The sequence below is a fragment of the Kribbella soli genome (assembly GCF_004331345.1).
GTDB classification, from domain to species: domain Bacteria; phylum Actinomycetota; class Actinomycetes; order Propionibacteriales; family Kribbellaceae; genus Kribbella; species Kribbella soli.
The window spans coordinates 1,591,014-1,611,198 of the sequence record NZ_SJJZ01000002.1 but is presented as its reverse complement, the minus strand read 5'-3'; the positions used below and the strand labels follow the sequence as shown (position 1 = coordinate 1,611,198).

General features: G+C 67.7%; 22 protein-coding genes. 13 read left to right on the top strand and 9 right to left on the bottom strand.

The genetic code is table 11. The annotated features are described in order from the left end of the window. Window positions 1–29 precede the first annotated feature (29 nt). Entirely contained in the window at window positions 30–863 is an 834-nt protein-coding gene (locus E0H45_RS21775; RefSeq protein WP_131339995.1) for a hypothetical protein, read from the top strand. 78 nt (window positions 864–941) lie between these two features. On the opposite strand, the gene E0H45_RS21770 is transcribed toward E0H45_RS21775, so the two are convergent. After that, window positions 942–2,333, bottom strand: a complete 1,392-nt coding sequence (locus tag E0H45_RS21770; RefSeq protein WP_165546540.1) for an alpha/beta fold hydrolase — start codon at window positions 2,331–2,333, stop codon at window positions 942–944. 435 nt (window positions 2,334–2,768) lie between these two features. On the opposite strand from E0H45_RS21770, the gene E0H45_RS43300 reads away from it, so the two are divergent. After that, on the top strand, window positions 2,769–2,927 hold the full coding sequence (locus E0H45_RS43300) for an ArsR/SmtB family transcription factor (protein ID WP_238155181.1): 159 nt from the start codon (window positions 2,769–2,771) through the stop codon (window positions 2,925–2,927). A 2-nt stretch (window positions 2,928–2,929) separates the two neighbouring features. On the opposite strand, the gene E0H45_RS21760 is transcribed toward E0H45_RS43300, so the two are convergent. The 3 genes from E0H45_RS21760 to E0H45_RS43660 form a co-directional block, all read right to left on the bottom strand. Beyond that, entirely contained in the window at window positions 2,930–3,427 is a 498-nt protein-coding gene (locus tag E0H45_RS21760) for a DinB family protein (protein WP_202872433.1), read from the bottom strand. Window positions 3,428–3,550: 123 nt separating this feature from the next. Continuing rightward, window positions 3,551–4,048 (bottom strand): flavodoxin domain-containing protein, encoded by a 498-nt coding sequence (locus E0H45_RS21755; protein ID WP_131339989.1) that lies wholly within the window; start codon window positions 4,046–4,048, stop codon window positions 3,551–3,553. Continuing rightward, window positions 4,048–4,170 (bottom strand): hypothetical protein, encoded by a 123-nt coding sequence (locus tag E0H45_RS43660; RefSeq protein WP_272948998.1) that lies wholly within the window; start codon window positions 4,168–4,170, stop codon window positions 4,048–4,050. Before E0H45_RS43660 ends, E0H45_RS21755 begins: the two co-directional genes overlap by 1 nt. 218 nt (window positions 4,171–4,388) lie before the next feature. On the opposite strand from E0H45_RS43660, the gene adhP reads away from it, so the two are divergent. From adhP to E0H45_RS21735, 4 genes are read left to right on the top strand one after another with little or no spacing between them, the layout of a single operon-like run. Beyond that, window positions 4,389–5,771, top strand: coding sequence for an alcohol dehydrogenase AdhP (adhP, locus tag E0H45_RS21750; RefSeq protein ID WP_202872432.1), 1,383 nt, complete (start codon window positions 4,389–4,391; stop codon window positions 5,769–5,771). After that, a complete protein-coding gene (locus tag E0H45_RS21745; RefSeq protein WP_131339987.1) occupies window positions 5,771–6,853 on the top strand; it encodes an NAD(P) transhydrogenase subunit alpha in 1,083 nt (360 codons plus the stop codon). Before adhP ends, E0H45_RS21745 begins: the two co-directional genes overlap by 1 nt. Next, window positions 6,850–7,146, top strand: coding sequence for an NAD(P) transhydrogenase subunit alpha part 2 (locus E0H45_RS21740; RefSeq protein WP_131339986.1), 297 nt, complete (start codon window positions 6,850–6,852; stop codon window positions 7,144–7,146). The genes E0H45_RS21745 and E0H45_RS21740 overlap by 4 nt, the downstream gene beginning before the upstream one ends. Continuing rightward, window positions 7,143–8,540: an NAD(P)(+) transhydrogenase (Re/Si-specific) subunit beta gene (locus tag E0H45_RS21735; protein WP_131339985.1), complete on the top strand. Its 1,398-nt coding sequence runs from the start codon at window positions 7,143–7,145 to the stop codon at window positions 8,538–8,540. The genes E0H45_RS21740 and E0H45_RS21735 overlap by 4 nt, the downstream gene beginning before the upstream one ends. 6 nt (window positions 8,541–8,546) lie before the next feature. Here E0H45_RS21735 and E0H45_RS21730 read toward each other — a convergent pair whose 3' ends face one another. The 3 genes from E0H45_RS21730 to E0H45_RS21720 all read right to left on the bottom strand — a co-directional run bounded on the left by E0H45_RS21730 (window position 8,547) and on the right by E0H45_RS21720 (window position 11,049). Continuing rightward, window positions 8,547–9,347 (bottom strand): sigma 54 modulation/S30EA ribosomal C-terminal domain-containing protein, encoded by an 801-nt coding sequence (locus E0H45_RS21730; protein ID WP_131339984.1) that lies wholly within the window; start codon window positions 9,345–9,347, stop codon window positions 8,547–8,549. A gap of 179 nt (window positions 9,348–9,526) precedes the next feature. Next, window positions 9,527–10,156 carry a glycerophosphodiester phosphodiesterase gene (locus E0H45_RS21725; protein ID WP_131339983.1) on the bottom strand — a complete coding sequence of 210 codons (630 nt, stop codon included), beginning with the start codon at window positions 10,154–10,156 and terminating at the stop codon, window positions 9,527–9,529. Then, entirely contained in the window at window positions 10,153–11,049 is an 897-nt protein-coding gene (locus E0H45_RS21720) for a lysylphosphatidylglycerol synthase transmembrane domain-containing protein (RefSeq protein WP_131339982.1), read from the bottom strand. The genes E0H45_RS21725 and E0H45_RS21720 overlap by 4 nt, the downstream gene beginning before the upstream one ends. Before the next feature lie 177 nt (window positions 11,050–11,226). On the opposite strand from E0H45_RS21720, the gene E0H45_RS21715 reads away from it, so the two are divergent. The 5 genes from E0H45_RS21715 (at window position 11,227) to E0H45_RS21695 (ending at window position 15,181) form a co-directional block, all read left to right on the top strand. Beyond that, window positions 11,227–11,940 carry a phosphatase PAP2 family protein gene (locus E0H45_RS21715; protein ID WP_165546539.1) on the top strand — a complete coding sequence of 238 codons (714 nt, stop codon included), beginning with the start codon at window positions 11,227–11,229 and terminating at the stop codon, window positions 11,938–11,940. A 98-nt stretch (window positions 11,941–12,038) separates the two neighbouring features. After that, window positions 12,039–13,562: an aldehyde dehydrogenase family protein gene (locus tag E0H45_RS21710; protein ID WP_475009180.1), complete on the top strand. Its 1,524-nt coding sequence runs from the start codon at window positions 12,039–12,041 to the stop codon at window positions 13,560–13,562. A 129-nt stretch (window positions 13,563–13,691) separates the two neighbouring features. After that, window positions 13,692–14,303, top strand: coding sequence for an Rv1733c family protein (locus E0H45_RS21705; protein ID WP_131339977.1), 612 nt, complete (start codon window positions 13,692–13,694; stop codon window positions 14,301–14,303). Between the two features lie 12 nt (window positions 14,304–14,315). Then, complete coding sequence (locus E0H45_RS21700) at window positions 14,316–14,939, top strand: hypothetical protein (RefSeq protein ID WP_131339975.1); 624 nt, start codon at window positions 14,316–14,318, stop codon at window positions 14,937–14,939. 23 nt (window positions 14,940–14,962) lie between these two features. Further along, window positions 14,963–15,181 carry a hypothetical protein gene (locus E0H45_RS21695; protein WP_165546538.1) on the top strand — a complete coding sequence of 73 codons (219 nt, stop codon included), beginning with the start codon at window positions 14,963–14,965 and terminating at the stop codon, window positions 15,179–15,181. A 225-nt stretch (window positions 15,182–15,406) separates the two neighbouring features. On the opposite strand, the gene E0H45_RS21690 is transcribed toward E0H45_RS21695, so the two are convergent. Both E0H45_RS21690 and E0H45_RS21685 read right to left on the bottom strand, forming a co-directional pair. Then, a complete protein-coding gene (locus E0H45_RS21690; protein ID WP_131339971.1) occupies window positions 15,407–15,853 on the bottom strand; it encodes an SRPBCC family protein in 447 nt (148 codons plus the stop codon). Between the two features lie 12 nt (window positions 15,854–15,865). Continuing rightward, window positions 15,866–16,366 carry a DUF1579 family protein gene (locus E0H45_RS21685; protein WP_131339969.1) on the bottom strand — a complete coding sequence of 167 codons (501 nt, stop codon included), beginning with the start codon at window positions 16,364–16,366 and terminating at the stop codon, window positions 15,866–15,868. 235 nt (window positions 16,367–16,601) lie between these two features. Between E0H45_RS21685 and E0H45_RS21675 the strand changes: the two genes are divergently transcribed. Then, window positions 16,602–17,240, top strand: coding sequence for a universal stress protein (locus E0H45_RS21675; protein ID WP_165546537.1), 639 nt, complete (start codon window positions 16,602–16,604; stop codon window positions 17,238–17,240). Between the two features lie 197 nt (window positions 17,241–17,437). Next, complete coding sequence (locus tag E0H45_RS21670; RefSeq protein WP_131339963.1) at window positions 17,438–20,011, top strand: cation-translocating P-type ATPase; 2,574 nt, start codon at window positions 17,438–17,440, stop codon at window positions 20,009–20,011. Window positions 20,012–20,185 lie beyond the last annotated feature (174 nt).

Sequence of the window (20,185 nt, the reverse complement as noted above, 5' to 3'; positions counted from 1 at the left end):
GTGAGTCGGTCGGGGATCGCCGGCCCTCGGTGCAGCTGTCCCGGCTCTGGCTTTGGCTTTCAGTGACCGCGGCAGTGCTCGCAGCAGCGGGCAGTGTCGCGGGGTTGGCAGTCCCCGGCAGCATCTATCACCAAGAGACGGCCGTGCTTGCTGATGCGTCCACCGCGCAGGACATCGTCAACCTCTTCCTGGTCGCGCCTCTAACGGCCGTGCTTGGGGTGTTGGCGTCGCGCGGTTCCTTGCGGGCCTACCTGTGCTGGCTGGGTTTTGTGGCGTTCACCGTCTACAACTATGCGATTTACGCGTTCTCGATTCACTTCGGACCGCTGTTTCTGGTGTGGGTCGCAGTGCTCGGTCTGTCGCTGTTCGCGATGATCGGCGGCCTGGCGACGCTGGACACCGCATCCGTGAAGGAACATTTCCGGGATCGAGGAGAGCCGCTGCCAGCCTGGTTCCTGATCGTGGTCGCGGCGCTGTTCGCCGTCCTTTGGCTGAGCGAGATCGTGCCGGACCTGCTGGCGGGAAATCCGTCGACCAGCGCGACGGAATGGAAGGTCCCGACCAGTCCGGTCCACGTACTGGATCTGGCCTTCTTTCTTCCTGCGGCCCTGGCCAGTGGGGTCCTGTTACTGCGCCGGCACCCCGTCGGCTACGCCACGGCTCCCGCTCAGCTCAGCTGGGTTGTACTGACGTGCCTGCCGATTCTGGTCGGTCCGTTTGTGGCCGACAGCCGAGGCCACAAACCTGGCTGGACGGTCATGGCGCCCTTGGGCGTTCTGTTCGTCATCGCGCTCATGGCTTTGGTGCTCCTTCTGCGGAGCGCCAGGGTGAGCCCCGCGGCAGGTGCGGTTGAGGTCCGGTGATGCGAGAGGTCGTGTGGTGCTGTTTCTTGCTGGCCTTCGCCCTCAGTTGGGCGTGGTGGCTTCCGATGCTCCTCCAACCTAACCAGCCGCAGTCGCTGCGGCGATGCGAACGTCGTCCATGAGGACGGCGAAGCGGCCGGGCTCGTCGAACGGCGGGGTGTGTCCTGAGCTCTCGAAGACCACGTACTTCTTGCTGGGTGCCGAGATGAGGTTGAACCACTCACGCGCCAGGGTTTCGCGGCCGGCGGCCTCGTGGCTGCCCTCCACGAGGTAGACCGGGACGCCGAGGCGCGGCACGTCGACACGGAAGTCACTGTTGCTGAGCTGGGGGTAGAGCACGTTGAACGTCTCGGCGATCGCGGCCATACCGCGAAGCTGCTCGACGAGCGTGTACTCCCCGACAAACAGGCTGGCCGGGTACTCCGCGGCGGCGTTGTAGTCCTCGCCATGCTCGAAGTCCATCCACTTGGCATTCGAGGCGATCGCGACGGGATAGTCGAGTGTGTCGGCGTACGGCGGCTCGCCGAGCTGACGCAGTGTGTCGGCCGTGCCGTCATCACCGCTGGCCACTGCGTCGGCCAGGCTTTCGGCGTACATCAGCTTGTCGGTCTCGAACGGGTCCACCATCTGACCGGTCCCGACGTAGGCGTGAAACAGCTCAGGTGAGCGCTGCACTGCGAGCGTGCCGATGATGGTGCCCCATGAGCTCCCCACCAGGTAGATCTTCTGCTCGTCGAAGCGGTCGCGCAGATAGTTGGTGACCGCCAAGGTGTCGTCGACCATCTGCTCCACGGTGAGGGTCGAGCGTGGCTCGAGCGCGTCGTAGGACTTGCCGGTGCCGCGTTGGTCCCAGGTGGCGACGACGAAGTTCTGTTCCAGGTCCTCACCGGAATTGCGGATTCGGCCGAGTGCGGTCCCGCCGGGACCCCCTTCGAGGAACAGGAGCACGGGGGACTGCGCGGAGACGCCACGCAGCATGATCGACTGGTCGTGTCCTCCGATCTGCACATCGACGAGCTCGGCGACGCTGCCCGTCAGTGGTTCGCCGTCCTCCCCGAGGATCGCTTCGGTGGAGGCCGGCCGCAGGATGCCGGCAACCAGCGCGACGACGGCCAGAGTGGGAAGGGCGAGGAAACCGCGGCGCAGCCAGTGGCGTTTGCGGACCGGCTCCGGCGGTCCTTGGAGCCGCTTCGCCAGCGCGATGCCGTAGACAAGACCCACGACCATGGGCAGCAGCACGAGGAGGGCGTCGACCCCCCGACCGGCGACCAGTGCCATCACGCCGTAAAGGTTGTCGAGACGGATGCCATCGACAGTTGGGCCCTGAACACGCATCCGGGCCAGCTCGAATACGAGCATGAACACCGCCGGCGCCAGTAGCATGGCCCAACGCGATCGCATCAGCCATCCGGCCGCGAACCCGACCGCAAGCGCCGCCACCACAGTGATGAGCGCCTCAACGGTTGTCACGGGACCCCGGGGAATCAGCCAGCCCGCGACCACGCCCGCCATCCCGGCGACTGCCCCCGCTTCTAACGCTCGAGTGCGCGTTTGGGCGGGACTGAGATTGTCGAACCCTTCTTTGCGGACGTGCATCTTCGCCTCCGTGGGCCTCATGTCGGAACGCGGTCCCAACTCCTTCACCGTCGCCCCGCCCCGGTATGGCGCGTAGAGGCGAAAGCCTCGTGAACGGAGGCACAACGGTGGGCCCGGCGTTCCGCGGCATGGCGCAGGAAGCGGAGACACAGAGCAGGCCGTCGTGCGCGCCCACCGATGCCGTCGAGCTGAGCGCCGCGACCCACGAGTTTCTGAAGGCCCTGTCGAGCCCGACGCGCCAGCGCATCATTCTCCTGTTCGCCCGGCGGCGCCGAACTCTCCGTCAACGAGGTCGCCGCCCAAGCCGGCATCGGCCAGTCCACCGCCTCCCAGCAACTCGACATCCTCCGCCGCGGCGGCATCGTCACCTCCCGCCGCGAAGGCAAAACCGTCCTCTACCGAGCCGACCGCGACGGCGCAACCACGGCACTGTCCGACCTCCAGGCCTACCTGAAAACCTGCTGCTGACCTCAGCCCAGCGTGAGCTGCTCACGGTGGAAGTCGTAGTGCTGGGTCGGGAAGTGATAGACGTCAGCCAGGGTCATGTAGTCCTTGAAGAACGGATCCCATCGGGTCGGGTAGTGCATCCCCCGTGCCAGGTCTGCGTCGCTTTCGGCGTCGAGCCGCCGGTGAAGCTTGTCGACGACATGGTCGAACATCACGACCATGCGAGCCGGGCTGACCGTGCGGCCGGCGGCGTACGAACCGAGGAAGTTGACTTCGTCGAACGGTCGGGTTCCTGCATTCAGCAAGCGCGCATACGCGCGACTTGCTCCGCGGGGCAGCCGACCGAAGACACGAACCAGCCCGAGCAGCGCGCGCATGATCAGGTAGCCCAGCAGCATGTGAAACAGCAGTTGGCGGTTGTTCCACCGCGTGCCGTTCGATTGCCTCTGCAGTACCTCGTCGTCGGCCGACTCGACCAGCTGGCGGAAATCGGCACGAACCCGCTCGAGTTCCTCGTGCACCGGAGTCCTGTCCACAATTCCATGATGTGTGCCAGGTGACCCCGGGCACCAGGATGCGGCGGCATTCCCGGTCGCGGCCCGCAAGAGTTCCGCGTGGTTGTTGTCGTCGATCGCGTCGGTGGCTCAGGTTGCGGGTTCCGGGGTTGTGAGGGTGGTGGCTATGTGGTGGGACCAGGTGCGGATGTCGCGCCAGTCTCGGGAGTCGCCGACCAGGCGTTCGAGGTCGTGGTTGTGTAGGACGGCGTCCGCTTGGAGGTTGCCGGCGAAGGTTTTGATCGGTGGTGCGTGGAACGCGCGGGCCAGGCGGTTCACGTCGGGTGGGACAGGTTGCTCCTCGTCGCGGCCGGCGCCGATCGGGCCGGAGTGGAAGAGCCAGACTTGGCGGGTGCGGAGCTGGCGCTCGTGCCGGCGGAGGAAGCGGACCGCCTCGGGCAGCCAGCAGCCTTGGTAGATCGCGCTGCCCAGGACGACGGCGTCGTACGGCGTGACGGCTTGAACCGCTCCGATCTCGTGGACGTCGACCTGGATACCCGCGGCGCGGAGTTCGGCTCCGACGGCGGCGGCGATGCTCGCGGTCGCGCCCATCTTGGTGGCGTAGGCGACCAGTACGTTCTTGGACATCAGATGCTCCTTGGATCCCCGAAGGTGTGACGGGCCGCTGGTATGGCGAAGGCCAGGGCGGGGATGCACCAGAGCCAGAAGCCCCAGCCGAACAGCATCAGCGCCACAGGCTTGTGCCTCATGCCTCCTCCTGAGCTGCTCTCCTTCGAGCATCGGCTGTTCGGCGGGCGCGCACACCTGCCGTTCGGTCCCTGCGATGCGGGACCTTTGGACCCTCGGTCTCGCATGTCGTCCGGATCACAGGGGTCACTCCGGCAGTGAGGTCTTTCGGCCCTATGGGTGTCGGCCGGGCAGGCGTTGGCTCAAAGGGGAAAGGCCCGTCGAGCTGAAGGAGGACCCGATGCCAAGCATCCGGATCACGGCCACCGCGGTTGCTCGCGAGGCGATCCGTCATCTGAGCGACAGCCGCGGCGCGCCGGTGATGTTCGTCCAGTCCGGCGGCTGTTGCGCCGGAAGTACGCCGATGTGCTACCCGGAACACGAGTTCCTGGTAGGCCCCGGTGACGTTCTGCTCGGTGAGGTCGAGGGCAGCCCGTTCTACATCGACCGGCACCTCGACCAGGCCTGGGGTGAGACGACCTTCCTGCTCGACGTTGCGCCCGGCGGGCCGGAGGGATTCTCCCTTCCTGCTGGGCTCGGAGGGCATTTCGTCACGCGCTCCGCCAGCTGTGTCCCCGAATCCATCACGCGTGTATCTGAAAGGACAGTCATGAAAGCAGCGGTCGTCACCGACTTCAGCAAGCCTCTCGAGATCCAGGAGCTGCCGATCCCCGAGCCTGGCCCGGGCGAGGTCCTGGTCCGGATGGAGACCAGCGGACTGTGTCACACCGACATCCATGCCGCTCATGGGGACTGGCCGGTGAAGCCGACGCCGCCGTTCGTCCCGGGGCACGAAGGGATCGGTGTGGTGGAGCGGTTGGGCGCCGACGTGACCGAACGCACCGTCGGCGACCGCGTCGCGATCGCCTGGCTGGGCTACGCGTGTGGCAAGTGCGAGTACTGCATCAGCGGCTGGGAAACCCTGTGCCTGGAGCAGCGCAACTCGGGGTATTCGGTGAACGGCAGCTTCGCCGAGTACGCCGTCGTACCCGCGGCCTTTGCGACCCTGGTGCCGGACGGTATTTCGTCACGGGACGCCGCACCGCTGACGTGTGCCGGAGTGACGACGTACAAGGCGATCCGGGTGGCCAATGTGGTGCCGGCCGAGACGGTCGCGATCTTCGGCGTCGGGGGACTGGGACACCTGGCCCTGCAGTACGCGCGGATCGTGGGCGGCATCACCATCGGCGTCGACATCGAGGACAGCAAGCTGAAGATGGCCACGGAGCTCGGCGCAGACCACGTCGTGAACGCGGCGAAGACAGATCCGGTGGAGGCGATCCAGGCCCTCGGTGGTGCCGATGTGGCCGTCGTACTGGCCGTGAACCCGCGGGTGTTCGATCAGGCGTTCCAGTCGCTGCGCCGTGGTGGGCGTCTCGTCTGCGTGGCGTTGCCCGCGGACGACGGTGCGATGAGTCTGCCGATCTTCGACACCGTGCTGAACGGGAAGAGCGTGATTGGTTCGATCGTTGGTACGCGCAACGATCTCGCCGACGTGTTCGCCCTGCACGCCGCGGGACGGACCCGGGTCATCGCTGTCGACCGCAAGCTCGACGACGTCAACCAGGCGATCACCGACGTCCTGGCCGGTGACATCCCGGCCCGTGTCGTCTTCCAGTTCTGATGAACCTGCTGATCGGCTGCCCGGCCGAGACCGAGTGGCACGAGAGCCGCGTAGCCGTCACACCCGAAGTGGTGGGGCGGCTGCGCCGGATCGGCCTCGACGTGGTCGTCGAGGCCGGTGCGGGACGCAGGGCCGGTTTTCCGGACGAGGCGTACGTCGCGGCCGGCGCGCGCGTCGGGGATCGGCTGGAGGTCTTCACACAGCCGGACATCCTGGCGGTCATCCACCGACCGGACTGTCAGCGACTGCGCGCCGGTCAGATCGTGATCGGTCTGCTCGGCCCGTATGAAGCTCCTGAGGAACTGTCGGAGGTTACGGCGCTCAGCTTCGAAGGGCTACCGCGCACCCTCAGCCGGGCGCAGTCGATGGACGTGCTCACCTCGCAGGCCAACGTGGCCGGATACAAGGCCGCAGTACTCGCCGCGGACACCTTCGGCGGCTTCTTCCCGATGATGATGACCGCGGCCGGGACGGTACGTCCGGCCAAGGTGCTCGTCCTCGGTGGGGGAGTCGCGGGGCTGCAGGCGATCGGTACGGCGCGGCGCCTCGGCGCGCTGGTGACCGGGTACGACGTCCGCGCGGCTGCACGCGCCGACATCGCCTCGACCGGTGCCGCCGTACTGGATCTGAAGGTCACAGCCGAAGGGGAGGGCGGCTATGCGCGGACGCTGACCGCGGACGAACAGGCGGAGCAGCAGAAGGCTCTGGTGGACGCGATCCGGGACTTCGACGTCGTCATCACGACCGCTCAGGTGCCGGGACACCGTCCGCCGGCGTTGGTACCTGCCGAAGCGTTAGCGGCGCTAGCGCCCGGTTCGGTCGTCGTCGACCTGGCATCTGGTCCGCTGGGCGGCAATGTGGCGGGTTCGGTGCCGGGCAGCCGGACGGAGACCGAGAACGGTGTCGTCGTGCTCGGCGCCGGCAATCTCCCGGCGCAGGTTCCACGTGCCGCGTCGTCCGCGTGGGCGCGCAACGTCGCGGCCTTGCTCGAGCACCTGATCCACGACGGTTCCGTCGTACTCGATCCCGAAGACGAGGTCACGGCCGGCCTGCTCGTGCGTACGAAGGAGGCAGTGTCATGACAGCTGTTCTGCTTGCTGACATCACGGTCTTCGTGCTCAGCGTGCTGGTCGGGTTCGAGGTCATCTCGAAGGTCCCGGCCACCCTGCACACCCCGCTGATGTCCGGCGCGAACGCGATCCACGGCGTGGTGGTGATCGGCGTGATGATCATCGCCGCAAGCATCGACACCACGATCGGCTACGTGCTGCTGTTCGTTGCCGCGGCGTTCGCGGCCGCGAACGTGGTCGGCGGGTACGTCGTCACCGACCGGATGCTCGAGATGTTCCACGCGAAGCCGAAGGGTCAACGATGAACACCACGACGCACCTTCTCTATCTGGGTACGGCGGTCTGCTTCGTGCTCGGTTTGCATCTGATGAATTCGCCGGCGACCGCGCGACGGGGCAACCAACTGTCCGCGTTCGGGATGGCGGTCGCGATCGCACTGACCGTCGTCGTGCTGGTCGACGACGGAACGATCACGGCCACCGCCGCGGTTGTTCTCGCCGTCGGCGTACTCGCCGGGGCAATGGCAGGACTCGTCGCCGCGCGGCGGGTGAAGATGACCGCGATGCCGCAGCTGGTCAGTTTGTTCAACGCGGTGGGCGGTGGCGCGGCGGCCCTGATCGCGTTTACCGACGCACTCCCTGGAGCGGCTGACGAGGCGATCAGCACGACACTCACCACGTTCCTGGACGTGCTGATCGGCGCGATCACGTTCTCGGGATCCCTGGTTGCCGCGGGCAAGCTTGCCGGCGTCGTACCAGGTCGTCCACTGACGTTCCGGGGCAGCCGTGCGCTCAACCTGTTGCTCGCCCTGACTGCCCTGGGCGCCGGTGTCCTTTACACGGCCCGCATCGGCGGACTGGGAACGCTCGGTGTTCTGACCGGTACCGCTCTGGTCATCGGTGTACTGATGACGCTGCCGATCGGCGGCGCCGATATGCCGGTGGTGATCTCCCTGCTGAACGCCTGCACCGGCACAGCTGTGGCCATGGCCGGGTTCGTGATCGGCAGTACGCCGCTGATCATCGCGGGCGCGCTCGTCGGCGCGGCCGGCGGCATCCTGACCAAGCTGATGGCCGTCGCCATGAACCGCTCGCTGCTGAGCATCGTCGCCGGCGGCTTCGGGACGGGTGACGAGCAGACTGCGCCAGCCATCGCGGCGACCGGCACAGTCCGCACCGTGACTGCCGATGACGCCGCGCTGCAGTTGGCGTACGCCGGGAAGGTCGTCATCGTTCCTGGTTACGGCCTCGCGGCCGCGCAGGCCCAGCACGAGGTGGTGGAGCTCGCCCAAGCGCTGACCGAGCACGGTGCGGATGTCAGTTACGGCATCCACCCGGTGGCCGGCCGGATGCCCGGGCACATGAACGTGCTGCTGGCCGAGGCGAACGCGCCGTACCCGCAGCTCAAGGACCTGGACGAGATCAACCCGCAGTTCGCGGCGACCGACGTCGTCCTGGTCGTCGGCGCGAACGACGTGACCAATCCGGCCGCCCGCCGACCGGGTAATGCTGTGTCCGGAATGCCGATCCTGGACGTGGACAAGGCCCGCAGCGTGATCGTGGTCAAGCGGTCGCTCGGGCACGGGTACGCCGGAGTCGACAACGAGCTCTACACCAACCCACGCACCGCAATGCTGTTCGGCGACGCGAAGGCCGTACTGACCGCGCTGATCCGCGAACTCCAGGCGTACGTTCGCTGAGTTCGGTCACCAGGATCGGCGGGCGCCTCTGATGGCTGCCTCGGAGCCGAGGAGGCCGTAGTGCCCGTCGTACCTCGCGTACAAGGCATGCAGGCGGCCGGTCGCCTGGTCTGTGAAGATGTCGAACGGTGCCCCGGTGAGGTCGAGCCGTGATGTCGCCTCGGTGACGCTTCGGCGCTCGGCCGCGGTGAGCGCGATCGGCGGCGAGGTGACCTCGAGACCGATCGGATTAGGTCGGGACTGAATGACGCGGTACCGACCGAATCCGCTCCGGACCACGATGCCGTCCTGGCGGCTGAACTTCTCCCGGAACAGATGAAACCGGTAGTCCATCGCGTTGAGCACGACGATGGCCTCGGCGACCGTCGTCGGAGCCGGGCGGCAGATCTTCCAGCGGGCCAGCCGGCGCCGTTCAGGAGGCAGCAGCTCCGGCGGAGAGGGCAGGCGATCAGTGACGACGTGCCCTCGGAGACATGCCGCCAGCGCGTGCGGGTACACCCGCAGTTGCTCGATCGTGCGCATCGCGAGCACGGCGACGAGCTCGGACATGGTCGCGGCGGCCGTCTGAGCCCGAACGCGGTGGCCGGCAGTCAGTTGTACGTCGATCTGCGCGACCAGCGGTCTGCGCAGACCGGGCTCCGCCAGCCGGGTGAGCCGGACTCGGCTGTGCGCCGCCCATGGACCGAGGATCGGCGCGAGGTGTTCGTGGATCACTGTCGCGGCGTCGGTCGGAACGATCCCCGTCGTACTGACCGGAATGATGGTCGGCGACCGCAGCGGCAGGACAATCTGGCCTTCCGTGCTCATAATCCCCCCGTAAAGGCGCCTCAGCGTCGGTGCCAATGGCTTCACGCTGCCACCACACACCGGAACCGGTACAGGTCCGTTGGACCCTGAATCAGGGCCGTTGGTCCCGCCGCGCCCGGCTCACGGTCGCCTGACGACGGAGCGGTGGATCTCCTCGGTGAGCCGGCGGATCTCACGGGTTAGTTCGGTGTTGGTCTTGAGTCGTGGACATCGCGACCGATCACGCCGTCGACGCCGAGACGACGGGCGTCGGCCAAGGCGTCGGCAGTGTCCACCGGCCAGGTGAGGACTACCTCGGCGCCGCGCCGGAGCTCGGTGACGACCTGAGGCGTGAGCAGCCGCCGGTGGACGCAGACGCCGTACGTCGATTGCCGGCGAAGGCGGGATCTCAGCCGCCGGAGTCCGAGGCGGCTACCGGCCGACAGAACGAGTCGTACGCTCGCCCGGTCACGGAATGCCGACAGCATCCACCAATGCTGCGTGCACACGGTGACCGTGGTCGTGGCCGGCAGGATTTCGGCCAGCCTGGGCGCGAGGCGCGGATGGAGCCCTTTGAGATCGAGCATCAGCCGCGGGTCACCAGCGGCCGCCGCCAGCAGTTCACGGACTTCGGGAACCTTGCGGCGACGGACGAGCTCGCCCCGTTCCCACAGCCACCAAGGCCCGAGGGTCTTGTGATGCCGGACCTCGAGGCGGCCGCGATAAGCATGCACGTCCGCCTCGACCAGGTCGGCGCCGTGGTCGAGCGCCGACCGCAGCGTGTCGAGGTCGTTGCCGGCGCGGTGCGCGATCACGAGCGGACGTCTCATGGCGTACCCGTCCGTGGTTCGGTGAACCAGCCGCGCCACCGCAGGAACAGACAGCTACCGCCCAGCAGAAGCGCGGGGACCCAGTACAGCAAGGCCGTCAGGGCGACCGCACCGAATGCGGCGGTCCACGACACTCCGATGGAGGCCAGGCCCGCGACGAGAGCACCCTCTCGGGGACTGGCTCCGTGCACACCCGGAAGTACTCCGGCGATCTGGCTGGCGCCGAAGACCGCGATCAGCTGGAGAGCGGGCACCGAGCCCCCGACCGCGTCGATGGACCCGAGCAGCAGGCCGAGGATCGTGGCCTGGTAGCCGATCGACAACAGGATGCCGAACGCGAACACCTTCGGCGACGGCCAAGGCCAGCGACCCGTGAGGCTCGGGCGGCGGCGCCGTACGACGAGTGCCACCACGAGTACCGCAGCGGCGGCACCGGCGGCGACCGCGATCACCGTGACCGGCAAGGTCACCCCGGTGATCACCACGGCGGCGACGAGGCCGACCGCACCGACGAAGCGGTCCAGCGCGACTTCGGCGGCGGCGCTGGACCGCCGTACGCCGATCGTCTCCAACCGGTGGACGCGCCACAGATCGGCTCCGGCGTGCCAGGGGGAGATGAGGCCGAGGACCTCACTCTCCGCGTAGGCGCGGAGGTGCCATCGCCGCGTTCGGCCGCTGGTCGAGATCGCATGCCAGCGCAACGGGCACAGCAGGTACTTGCCGATCGCGAACGGGAGCAGACCGACGACGGCTGGAAGTAGCGCGGTGTGCGGGACACGTTCGACGTTCCACAGCGAGAGCGCAACCGCAACGACCAGCGCGGCGACGCGAAGGCCACGATGGGTGACGAGCGCGCGCACACCGCGCAGGAGTTGTTGACGGCCCAATTGCATGAGGGGTTCCTTCCGGGCCTGGCCTTTCACTATCCGGAAGATAACCGGCCTGCGCAAGGCCTGCCGTTATGGACCTTTGCCGCGGATCGACGGGCGGTCCGGCCCTGTTCCGGCTCGCCCGTCCTCGCGAGTCTGGACAAGGAGTACCGACAGGACAGGGGGGCGACGGTGTTGCGCGTGAGCAGCCGCAGGCGGCACGTCTTCCGGGAGACGACGGTCATCACGGCTGCGATCGTCCTGTACTTCGGTGTTCGCGGGCTGATCACGACCCGGGTCGATGTCGCCTACCGGAATGCCGAGTACGTCGCGGATCTCGAACGCTCCGCGGGCGTGTTCGTCGAGCCGAGACTGCAGCGGGCCGTGACCGCGCACAGTTGGCTGGCCGAGCTGGTCGGCTACATCTACATCTACGGCCATTGGCCGGTGCTGCTGGCGACCTTGGGGTGGTTGCTCTTCCGGCATCGCGAGGCCTACCTGCGGTTTCGCAACGCGATGCTGATCTCCGGCGGGATCGGTCTGGTGATCTTCGCCGTGTTCCCGGTCGCACCGCCGCGGTTCCTGACGATGTACGGCTTCGTCGACACGGTCACCGAGCGGACCTCGGCGTACCGGGTGTTGCAGCCACCGGCGTTCGTCAACCAATACGCCGCCGTACCGAGCCTGCACTTCGGCTGGAACCTGCTGATGGGGATCGCGGTGGCCGGCCTCGGCGGTCATTGGCTCATCCGCTTGTTCGGTTGGCTGATGCCGCTGCTGATGCTCGCGGCGATCGTCCTGACCGCCAACCACTACCTGTTCGACGGCCTGGTCGGCGGCGCCCTTGCCCTCTTCGGCTTGTTCGTGGCGACCCGCATCGGCAGGCGTCCGCCGCGAGCTCGCGACGTGAGATAGCTCGCGTCCTGGTGCCGATGGGTCTTTCGGCCCTACGGGCGGCAAGAGGACAGGCGTTCGCTCGAAGGGCCTGGGGTCGGTCGAGTCGAAGGAGATGCATCATGCAGTACGTCGCACCTGGCAAAGAAGGCAGTCCGGTCGAGGTCAAGCCGCGGTACGAGAACTTCATCGGTGGTCGCTGGGTGGCGCCGTCGGAGGGGCGCTATCGGGTCGACCTGACGCCGGCCACGGCCGATCCGATCACGGAGGTCGCACAGTCGACCGAGGCGGACGTGGAACTGGCGCTGGACGCCGCGCACGCGGCCAAGGACGCCTGGGGTGAGAAGTCCGCGACCGAGCGGGCCGAGGTCCTGAACGCGGTCGCCGACGCGGTCGAAGCGAACAAGGAGATGCTGGCCGTCGCCGAGAGCTGGGAGAACGGCAAGCCGGTCCGCGAGACCCTGAACGCGGACATCCCACTGGTCGTCGACCACTTCCGTTACTTCGCCGGCGCCGTACGGGCCGAGGAAGGGCGGACGACGGAGATCGACAAGGACCTGGTCGCGTACCATTTCCGCGAGCCGCTCGGTGTCGTCGGTCAGATCATCCCGTTCAACTTCCCGCTGCTGATGGCGGCCTGGAAGCTGGCGCCGGCCTGGGCCGCGGGCAACTGCTCGGTGATGAAGCCCGCGTCGCCGACGCCGTGGTCGATCCTCAAGCTGGCCGAAGTGATCGGTGACATCGTGCCGTCCGGCGTGATGAACGTGATCACCGGACCGGGCGCCGAGATCGGCAAGGCGCTGGCCACGAGCGGGCGGATCGCCAAGATCGGCTTCACCGGTGAGACCGTCACCGGCCGGCTGATCATGCAGTACGCCGCGCAGAACCTGATCCCGTCGACGGTCGAGCTCGGTGGCAAGAGCCCGAATATCTTCTTCGGCGACGTGATGGCGCACGACGACAAGTTCCTGGACAAGGCGGTCGAAGGGCTCGTGCTCTACGCGTTCAACAAGGGCGAGGTCTGCACGTGCCCGTCGCGGGCGCTGATCCAGGAGGACATCTACGACGCGTTCATGAGCCGCTGCCTGGACCGGATCGCCGCGATCAAGCAGGGCAACCCGCTGGACACCGAGACCCAGGTCGGCGCGCAGGTGTCGCAGGGGCAGCTCGACAAGATCACGTCGTACGTCCAGATCGGCCGTGAAGAAGGGGCCGAGGTGCTGATCGGCGGCGAGCGGGCGAAGATCGAGGGCGACTTCGCCGAGGGTTACTACTTCCAGCCGACCGTACTGCGGGGTCACAACAAGATGCGGGTCTTCCAGGAGGAGATCTTCGGGCCGGTCCTCGCGGTCACGACGTTCAAGGACGAGCCGGAGGCGCTGGAGATTGCCAACGACACCCTGTACGGGCTCGGCGCCGGCGTCTGGACCCGCGACGGGAGCCGCGCGTACCGCATGGGTCGTGGCATCAAGGCCGGCCGGGTGTGGACGAACTGCTACCACCAGTACCCAGCGGGCGCGGCGTTCGGCGGGTACAAGATCTCCGGCATCGGTCGCGAGAACCACCGGATGATGCTCGACCACTACAGCCAGACCAAGAACCTCCTCGTCAGCTACAGCGACGAGCCCCTCGGTCTGTTCTGACCAACTGCCCGTCGGCCCCGTCATCGCGGGGCCGACGGGCCGGCCGGATCGGGACCTTAGGCCCTGACCTACGCAGTGGCACCGGGGTGACTCTGGCGGTACGTCGTTCGCCGGGTTGGGGAGGTTGTCATGGGCACCGGGAAGAAGCGGTCCGGGGAGCTGTGGGTGCTGATGCTGGCCCGTCGGCTGGGGTTCAGGCGGAATCCGCTCCGTCGCCGATCCGACCGGATCGAGATGGCCGTGCTGTGGTGCGCACTGATGGCCGCGCTGTTGCTGGTCCCGATCGGGGCGGCCGTGGGCACGTCGTACCGCAACGCGAGCGACGCCTCGGCGGAACGGCAACGCGTGAGTCTGCACGAGGTGCGGGCGCGGACGCTGGAGAGCACCGAGGGTCAGGTGCCGACGACTCCCGGCAATGTACTGACGCGGGTTCAGATCAGCTACGTCGATCCTTCGGGTCTCCAGCGCCAGGGATCGACGAATGTCGTGATCGGGACCAAGGCCGATGCGGAGGTGACGGTTTGGCTCAACCGGGCCGGCGACATCGTTGCGGCACCGCGATCGCGAGGCGACAACGCCGCGGTGGGCAGCTGGATCGGGATTCTCATGGTCACGGGCTCCTGGCTCCTCCTGTGGGGCGCTGTGCGCCTCGCGCGGGTCCCGCTGGACCGCCGTCGCGCGCACGACTGGGCCGCCGAATGGCTCGATGTCGCACCTCGCTGGCTCCGCGGCCAGAAGTAGAGGAGCAAGACCATGACTGACAATCGTCCTGCGGCATCTCCGGATGGCCGGCCCGTCAGGTCGGGTACTCGGTGGGCGATCGTGCTCGCGGGTCTGGCGATCGTCGCGGTCGCGGTGCTGACGGTCGTCGTGCTCAACAACGACGACGAGCCGTCCAGTACGGTGCCTGCGCCCAGCACGACCGTCACGCAGCCCGGCCCGACGGTGACAATCACTGCCACGCCGAAACCCACGCCTTCGCGGACGTCGACGACGAGCCCTGACCACCGGACATTCCGCTACCAGCCGTTGTGGCCGTTCACCTCCGAGAGCGCCGCGGCGGTCTGGCAGCAGGCGTATCGCAGTGGCGGCACGCAGCCCTGGCACCTGGACCCGGCACAGACCGCGCTGTCGTTCACGAACGGATTCCTGGGTTTCGACGAGATCGGGTTGGTCGTGTCGAAGTCCGTCCGCGGTGACGAAGCCTTCGTATCGGTCGGCTACCGGGCGGACAAGAACCCGCCGTCGGTCGCTGCCGTCATTCACCTCGCCCGGGTGGGCCAGGGCGACGACGCGCCGTGGGAGGTCGTCGGGACGCGCGACAGCAGCCTGACGCTGACACAGCCGCGGTACGGCACGTCGCCGGCTCGCCGTTGACCGTCGGCGGGCGGATCACCGGTGTGGACGAGGCGATTCGCGTCGACGTACGCCAGGCGTCCACGGGCGCACGGCTCGGGACGTTCTGCTGCGTGGCCGCCGGCGGCGAAGGACAGCCGTGGTCGGCACAGGTCACCTTCCAGGGAGCAACTGATCCGGCCGTGGTGATCGTCGCTTCGACCGGTGGCCACTACCAGGGCGTCGAGGCCTTCGCGGTCACGGCGATTCGCACAGCAGATTGAGCGATCCTGACCGACGCTGCGGATGCGGAGATGGTCGTGCTCGGCTCCCGGTCGCGGAGGCGGCACGGACCGGACAGTCGCTGAAGGTCGTCCATTGCTGGCACGCGCCGGACCAGCACATCTCACCGGTCGCGAGTACCAGGCAGCTGTTGAAGAACTGGCTCGTCGAAAGCCTCACGGCGTACCGGCAGAAGTACCCGACCGTCAACGTACGGGCGTCGGTGCTCAACGGCCGGCCGAGCCGGACTCCAGGTACTTCTTGAGCCCAACCCAGTTCCGGCGCTCCCAGCCGGGACCGATCAAGCTCAGCACCGGGGACAGCACCCGCATCGGGCCGAGCAGAACCATGTCCCAGTCCCACCTCAGGCGCGTCCCGCCCTCGATCTCGCCGAAGGTCAGCGTTCCGTCGACGCGCAGGTACGACGAGCGCACGACATTGTGCAGACGATGCGGTCTGTCGTACTCCACGATCTCCAGGGTCATCTCGCCCTTCGCGCCCATGCCCTTGGGTGTGGCCGCGAAGCGCGAGCCGGTGCCGATCGGTCCTTCGCTCACCTTCTCGGCCCGCACGATCCGAGGGTTGTACCTAGGCTCGTTCCGCTCGTCGGCGACCATGTCGAAAACCTCGTCGATAGGCGCCTCGATAGTGACCTGTCCGGTGATGTGAGTCATAGCGTCGCCGGCTCAGGTGTGGCTTGTGCAGGCATAGCGTTCGACCAGGTGGAAGGGCCCGCCGTCGACGGAGACCTCGTTGCGCCAGGTCATCGATTCGGCGTCGGCGACGTGCCAGAACAGGCGAGTGCGGACGCGCGGGCGGCCGACAGTCTCGAACGTGAGCAATCTGCCGCCGATGGTGCCGGACAGGAAGTTGAAGTGACCGTCGCTGTCGGCGGACGATGCGCGGTACTCGCGGGCCTCGGGATCCCAGCCGGCTACCCAGTGAAGCTGCGAGTGACGGACGAACGTGCCATCGGTCAGGTACAGGTCCTGATCGTGGTCGCCGACGATCCAGAGCCCGTCCTGGATGATGTGATACCGGGCCTGTCCGATCGCGGTCATCGCAGGACTGTCAGGGCCGGTGGTGCCGGCCTGGATCGTGCCGGTCCAGTCGACGTCGCGGTGGAAGCGGGCCAGCCTGGCCATCTCGGCACTGGGCCGCAGTGGGAGCGCGAGTGTGGTTGTCATGGCACGTGCCTCCTGTCTGGTCGATGAGGAGCGGTACGTCCTGCGCAGACATCTCCCGATTCCACCGTCCGCCGGCGGCGGCGTATCGGACAGCGGCGTACGTCCCTGAAGGAGAGGGCCGTTCGACTCCTGGAGCTGGGGTTGTCGCCCTGGCGCTGGTTGCTGCTGGCAACGTGTGGGGTCTGGGTAAGTGGTGGAGCGGTCTGGACTTCGTTCGCAAGTACCCCTGGCTCCGGTGAGCTCGACGTCTGTGAAGCCGGTTATCCACGTTGGGGTTGACGGCGCCTGGCGCGACACCGGTGCCCTGGAGTGGGCCTTGCAGGAGTCGTTGCTCCGGCGAGAGCCCCTCCAGGTGGTGCACGTCATCGACGACAAGCTCCGGCACGTTCCCGGATGGGAGGGTGACGCGGTCGACGACGCGTCGATGGAACTCGTCAACGATGTCCAGAAGTACCTGGACGAAAGCCCGGGTGCCCTGGACAACGAGGCTGATCTGATGGTCGGTCCGCCGGCCAGGAAACTGACGCAGGCAGCGGCTGACAGCCGGATGCTGGTCGTCGGCCGCCGGGGGATCGGGACTTTCAAGCGGCTGCTGATCGGATCGACCTCGGACGCTGTTGTGGTCCAGGCGACGGTCCCGGTCGTGATCGTGCCGGAGCATTGGAAGCCGTCCGATCACGCAGGACCGGTCGTGGTGGCACTGGACGACGTGGATCGCAACGTCGCGGTGATGGAGTTCGCGGTCGCCGCGGCGACCGCACGTGGACTGCCGATTCGGCTGGTTCACGTCTGGGATCTGCCGGCCCTGTACAGCTGGGACGCGATCAATGTCGCCGACTGTCCGCTCGCAGTCGTTCACGGCCTCGCGGACTGAGCGGGATCTTGGTCAAACGGTCCGCCGAGGACGGGACCGTGTGCCCAGGAGCGCTGGGCGCGGGGGTGCAACTGTGCTCCGGTGCCCGTCGTCGTACGGCGAGGAGCCCGCCGGCAGGTCCGTTCGGCGACCAAGTCGGGACGTTGGGCCCTGCTGCGGAGGCAGCCAGTGCCGGGATCCTCGTGGGGGAGGTGGTCATGCCCAGCGTTCAGGCACCGATCGTTCACGGCTTGTCTGCGGCGGAAGCGGCGCGACGGCTCGTCGCCGACGGGCCGAACGAGTTGCCCGCGCCGCGACGTACGCCGACCTGGAGGATCCTCGCCGGGCAGCTGACGCACCTGTTCGCGCTGATGCTGTGGGTTGCCGCGGGACTGGCGCTGGCCGCGGGACTGGCGCCGCTCGCGGTCGCGATCGTGGTCATCATCGTCCTGAACGGCGTCTTCGCGTTCGCCCAGGAGTACCGCGCCGACCGCGCTGCCGAACGACTGCGCGACTTGCTGCCGGCCCGCGTCCAGGTGATCCGTGACGGCGAAGTCACGAGTGTCGACGCGACACAGCTCGTCCTCGACGATCTTGTCGTGCTCAGCGCGGGTGATCGGGTATCGGCCGATCTGCGCCTGGCCACCGTGCATGCCCTCGCGGTCGACGAATCCATGCTCACCGGCGAGTCTGTTCCGGTCCGCCCGTCGTCCGGCAAACAGGTGTTCGCGGGGACGTTCGTGGTTCAGGGAGAGGCTGACGCTGTTGTGACCGCGGTCGCCGGGAACACCCGGTTGGCCGGGATCCAGTCTCTGACCGAGAGCGCGGCGCGCCCGCCGAGTCCGTTGACTGTCGAGCTGCATCGCCTGATCCGGGTCATCGCGGTGATTGCCGTTGCCGTCGGCATCTCGCTGACGGTGGCGTCGATGCTGCTCGGTCTGAGCGTCTCGAAGGCACTTCTGTTCGGCGTAGGTGTGATGGTGGCGCTCGTACCCGAGGGCCTGTTGCCGACAGTGACGCTGTCCCTGGCCAGGGGCGCGCAACGGATGGCACACGGCAACGCTCTGGTCAGACGGCTGGACGCGGTCGAGACGCTCGGCGCGACGTCGTACGTGTGTACCGACAAGACCGGCACGCTGACGATGAACCAGATGGAGGTGCTGGAGGTCTGGACCCCGAGTGGATCGGTCACCATGAAGAGTCACGGTTACGATCCAGAGAGTACGGCCGAGGGGGACCGGGCGGCGATCCAGGCCACAGCGAGGGCCGCCGCGTCGGCGATCGCCTGCATCAGGGGCAGGGCGGTGCGGTCCAAGGACCGCTGGGTCGCGGAAGGCGATCCGATGGAGGTCGCCGTCGACGTGCTCGCCCGCCGCCTCGGTGTGCCGCCGGTGGATCGGGCGACCATTACCCATCGGGTCACGTTCACCAGCGAGACGAGGTACAGCGCGGTAGTTGTCAGCGGCAACACTGTGGTGATCGGTGCTCCGGACGCGCTGATGCCGTACTGCCGGACGAACGGCGGTCCGGATGCGACGGCGGCGGTGGACAGTCTGGCCAGTCGCGGACGGCGTGTGCTCGCCGTGGCGCAGGCATCCGGCGTACTGGTGCACGACGGCCAGTTGGAGCTCAGCGCCGACGCTCTCGAACTGCTGGCCGTGGTCGGGCTGGAGGATCCGCCACGAACCGATGTTCACGCCGCCCTCGCGGCCTGCCGGCGGGCCGGGGTGCGGATCGCGGTGGTCACCGGCGATCACGCGGCGACCGCGGAGGTCATCGCTCGGGAGGTCGGCCTGCTCGGACCTGATGGACTGGTTGTCACTGGCAATGAGCTGCCGGACGACGACGAGCGCCTGGGTGAGCTGCTCGACCGTGACGACGGGGTCGTGGTCGCCAGGGTGACACCGGAGGACAAGCTGCGGATCGCGCGGGCGTTACGCAAGCGCGGTCACGTGGTGGCTATGACCGGTGACGGCGTCAACGACGCGCCGGCGCTGCGCGAGGCCGATGTCGGCATCGCGATGGGCGCCTCGGGCAGCGATGTCGCCCGCGCCTCGGCCGACCTGGTCCTGCTGGACGATCACTTCGCCAGCATCGTGACCGCGATCCGCCTCGGCCGCGCGACCTTCTCCAACGTACGGCGGTTTCTCACCTACCACCTCGCCGACAACGTGGCGGAGCTCGCGCCGTTCGTGGCCTGGGCGCTGACCGGCAGTTCGATTCCGCTTGCGATCGGCGTACTGCAGGTGCTGGCACTGGACATCGGCACCGACGTACTGCCGGCGCTCGCGCTGGGAGTCGAGCGGCCGGGGCCGAACGTTCTGGACGGCCCGGCACGTCATCACCGGCTCGTCGATCGGGCGCTGCTGGTCAGGGCGTTCGGTGTGCTCGGGTTGACAGAAGCCGTGGTGGCGATGACGGCGTTCGTCGTGATCTTGTCGGGTCACGGCTGGCACTTCGGGGCCGAACCGTCCGGCGCGGCACTGGCGGTCGCGTCCGGGACTGCGTTCGCGGTGATCGCTTTGATGCAGATGGCGAACGCGCTTGCGTGCCGTAGTGAGCGAAGCACGATCTTCAAGGTCGGCTTCACCACCAACCGGACCTTGTTGCTGGCACTTGCCATCGAGCTGGTCCTGCTGGCGGTCTTCCTCGGCGTCCCGCCGGTGGCCGACCTGCTGGGCGGCGGCTGGCCGTCCGCGCAGGGCTGGCTGTTCGCCGGCATGGGGGTGATCGCCCTCCTCCTCGTCGACACCTCAACCAAGCTCCTCCGCCGCAGAGGTAGTCGGGGATGACCGTCACACCGTCTGAAGAACCGTTCGCCCCGGCCGGCCCCGGCGGGGAAAGAAACCGTTGCTCGGTGGAAACTTGTATCCCCGCCGGCCGTCGAGCACCACGTCAGGGGGCTGGAGCGGGCGTGATGCGAAAGACGGGGTACTGGGCGCCCGCTGAGGTACGGCGATCCCGGT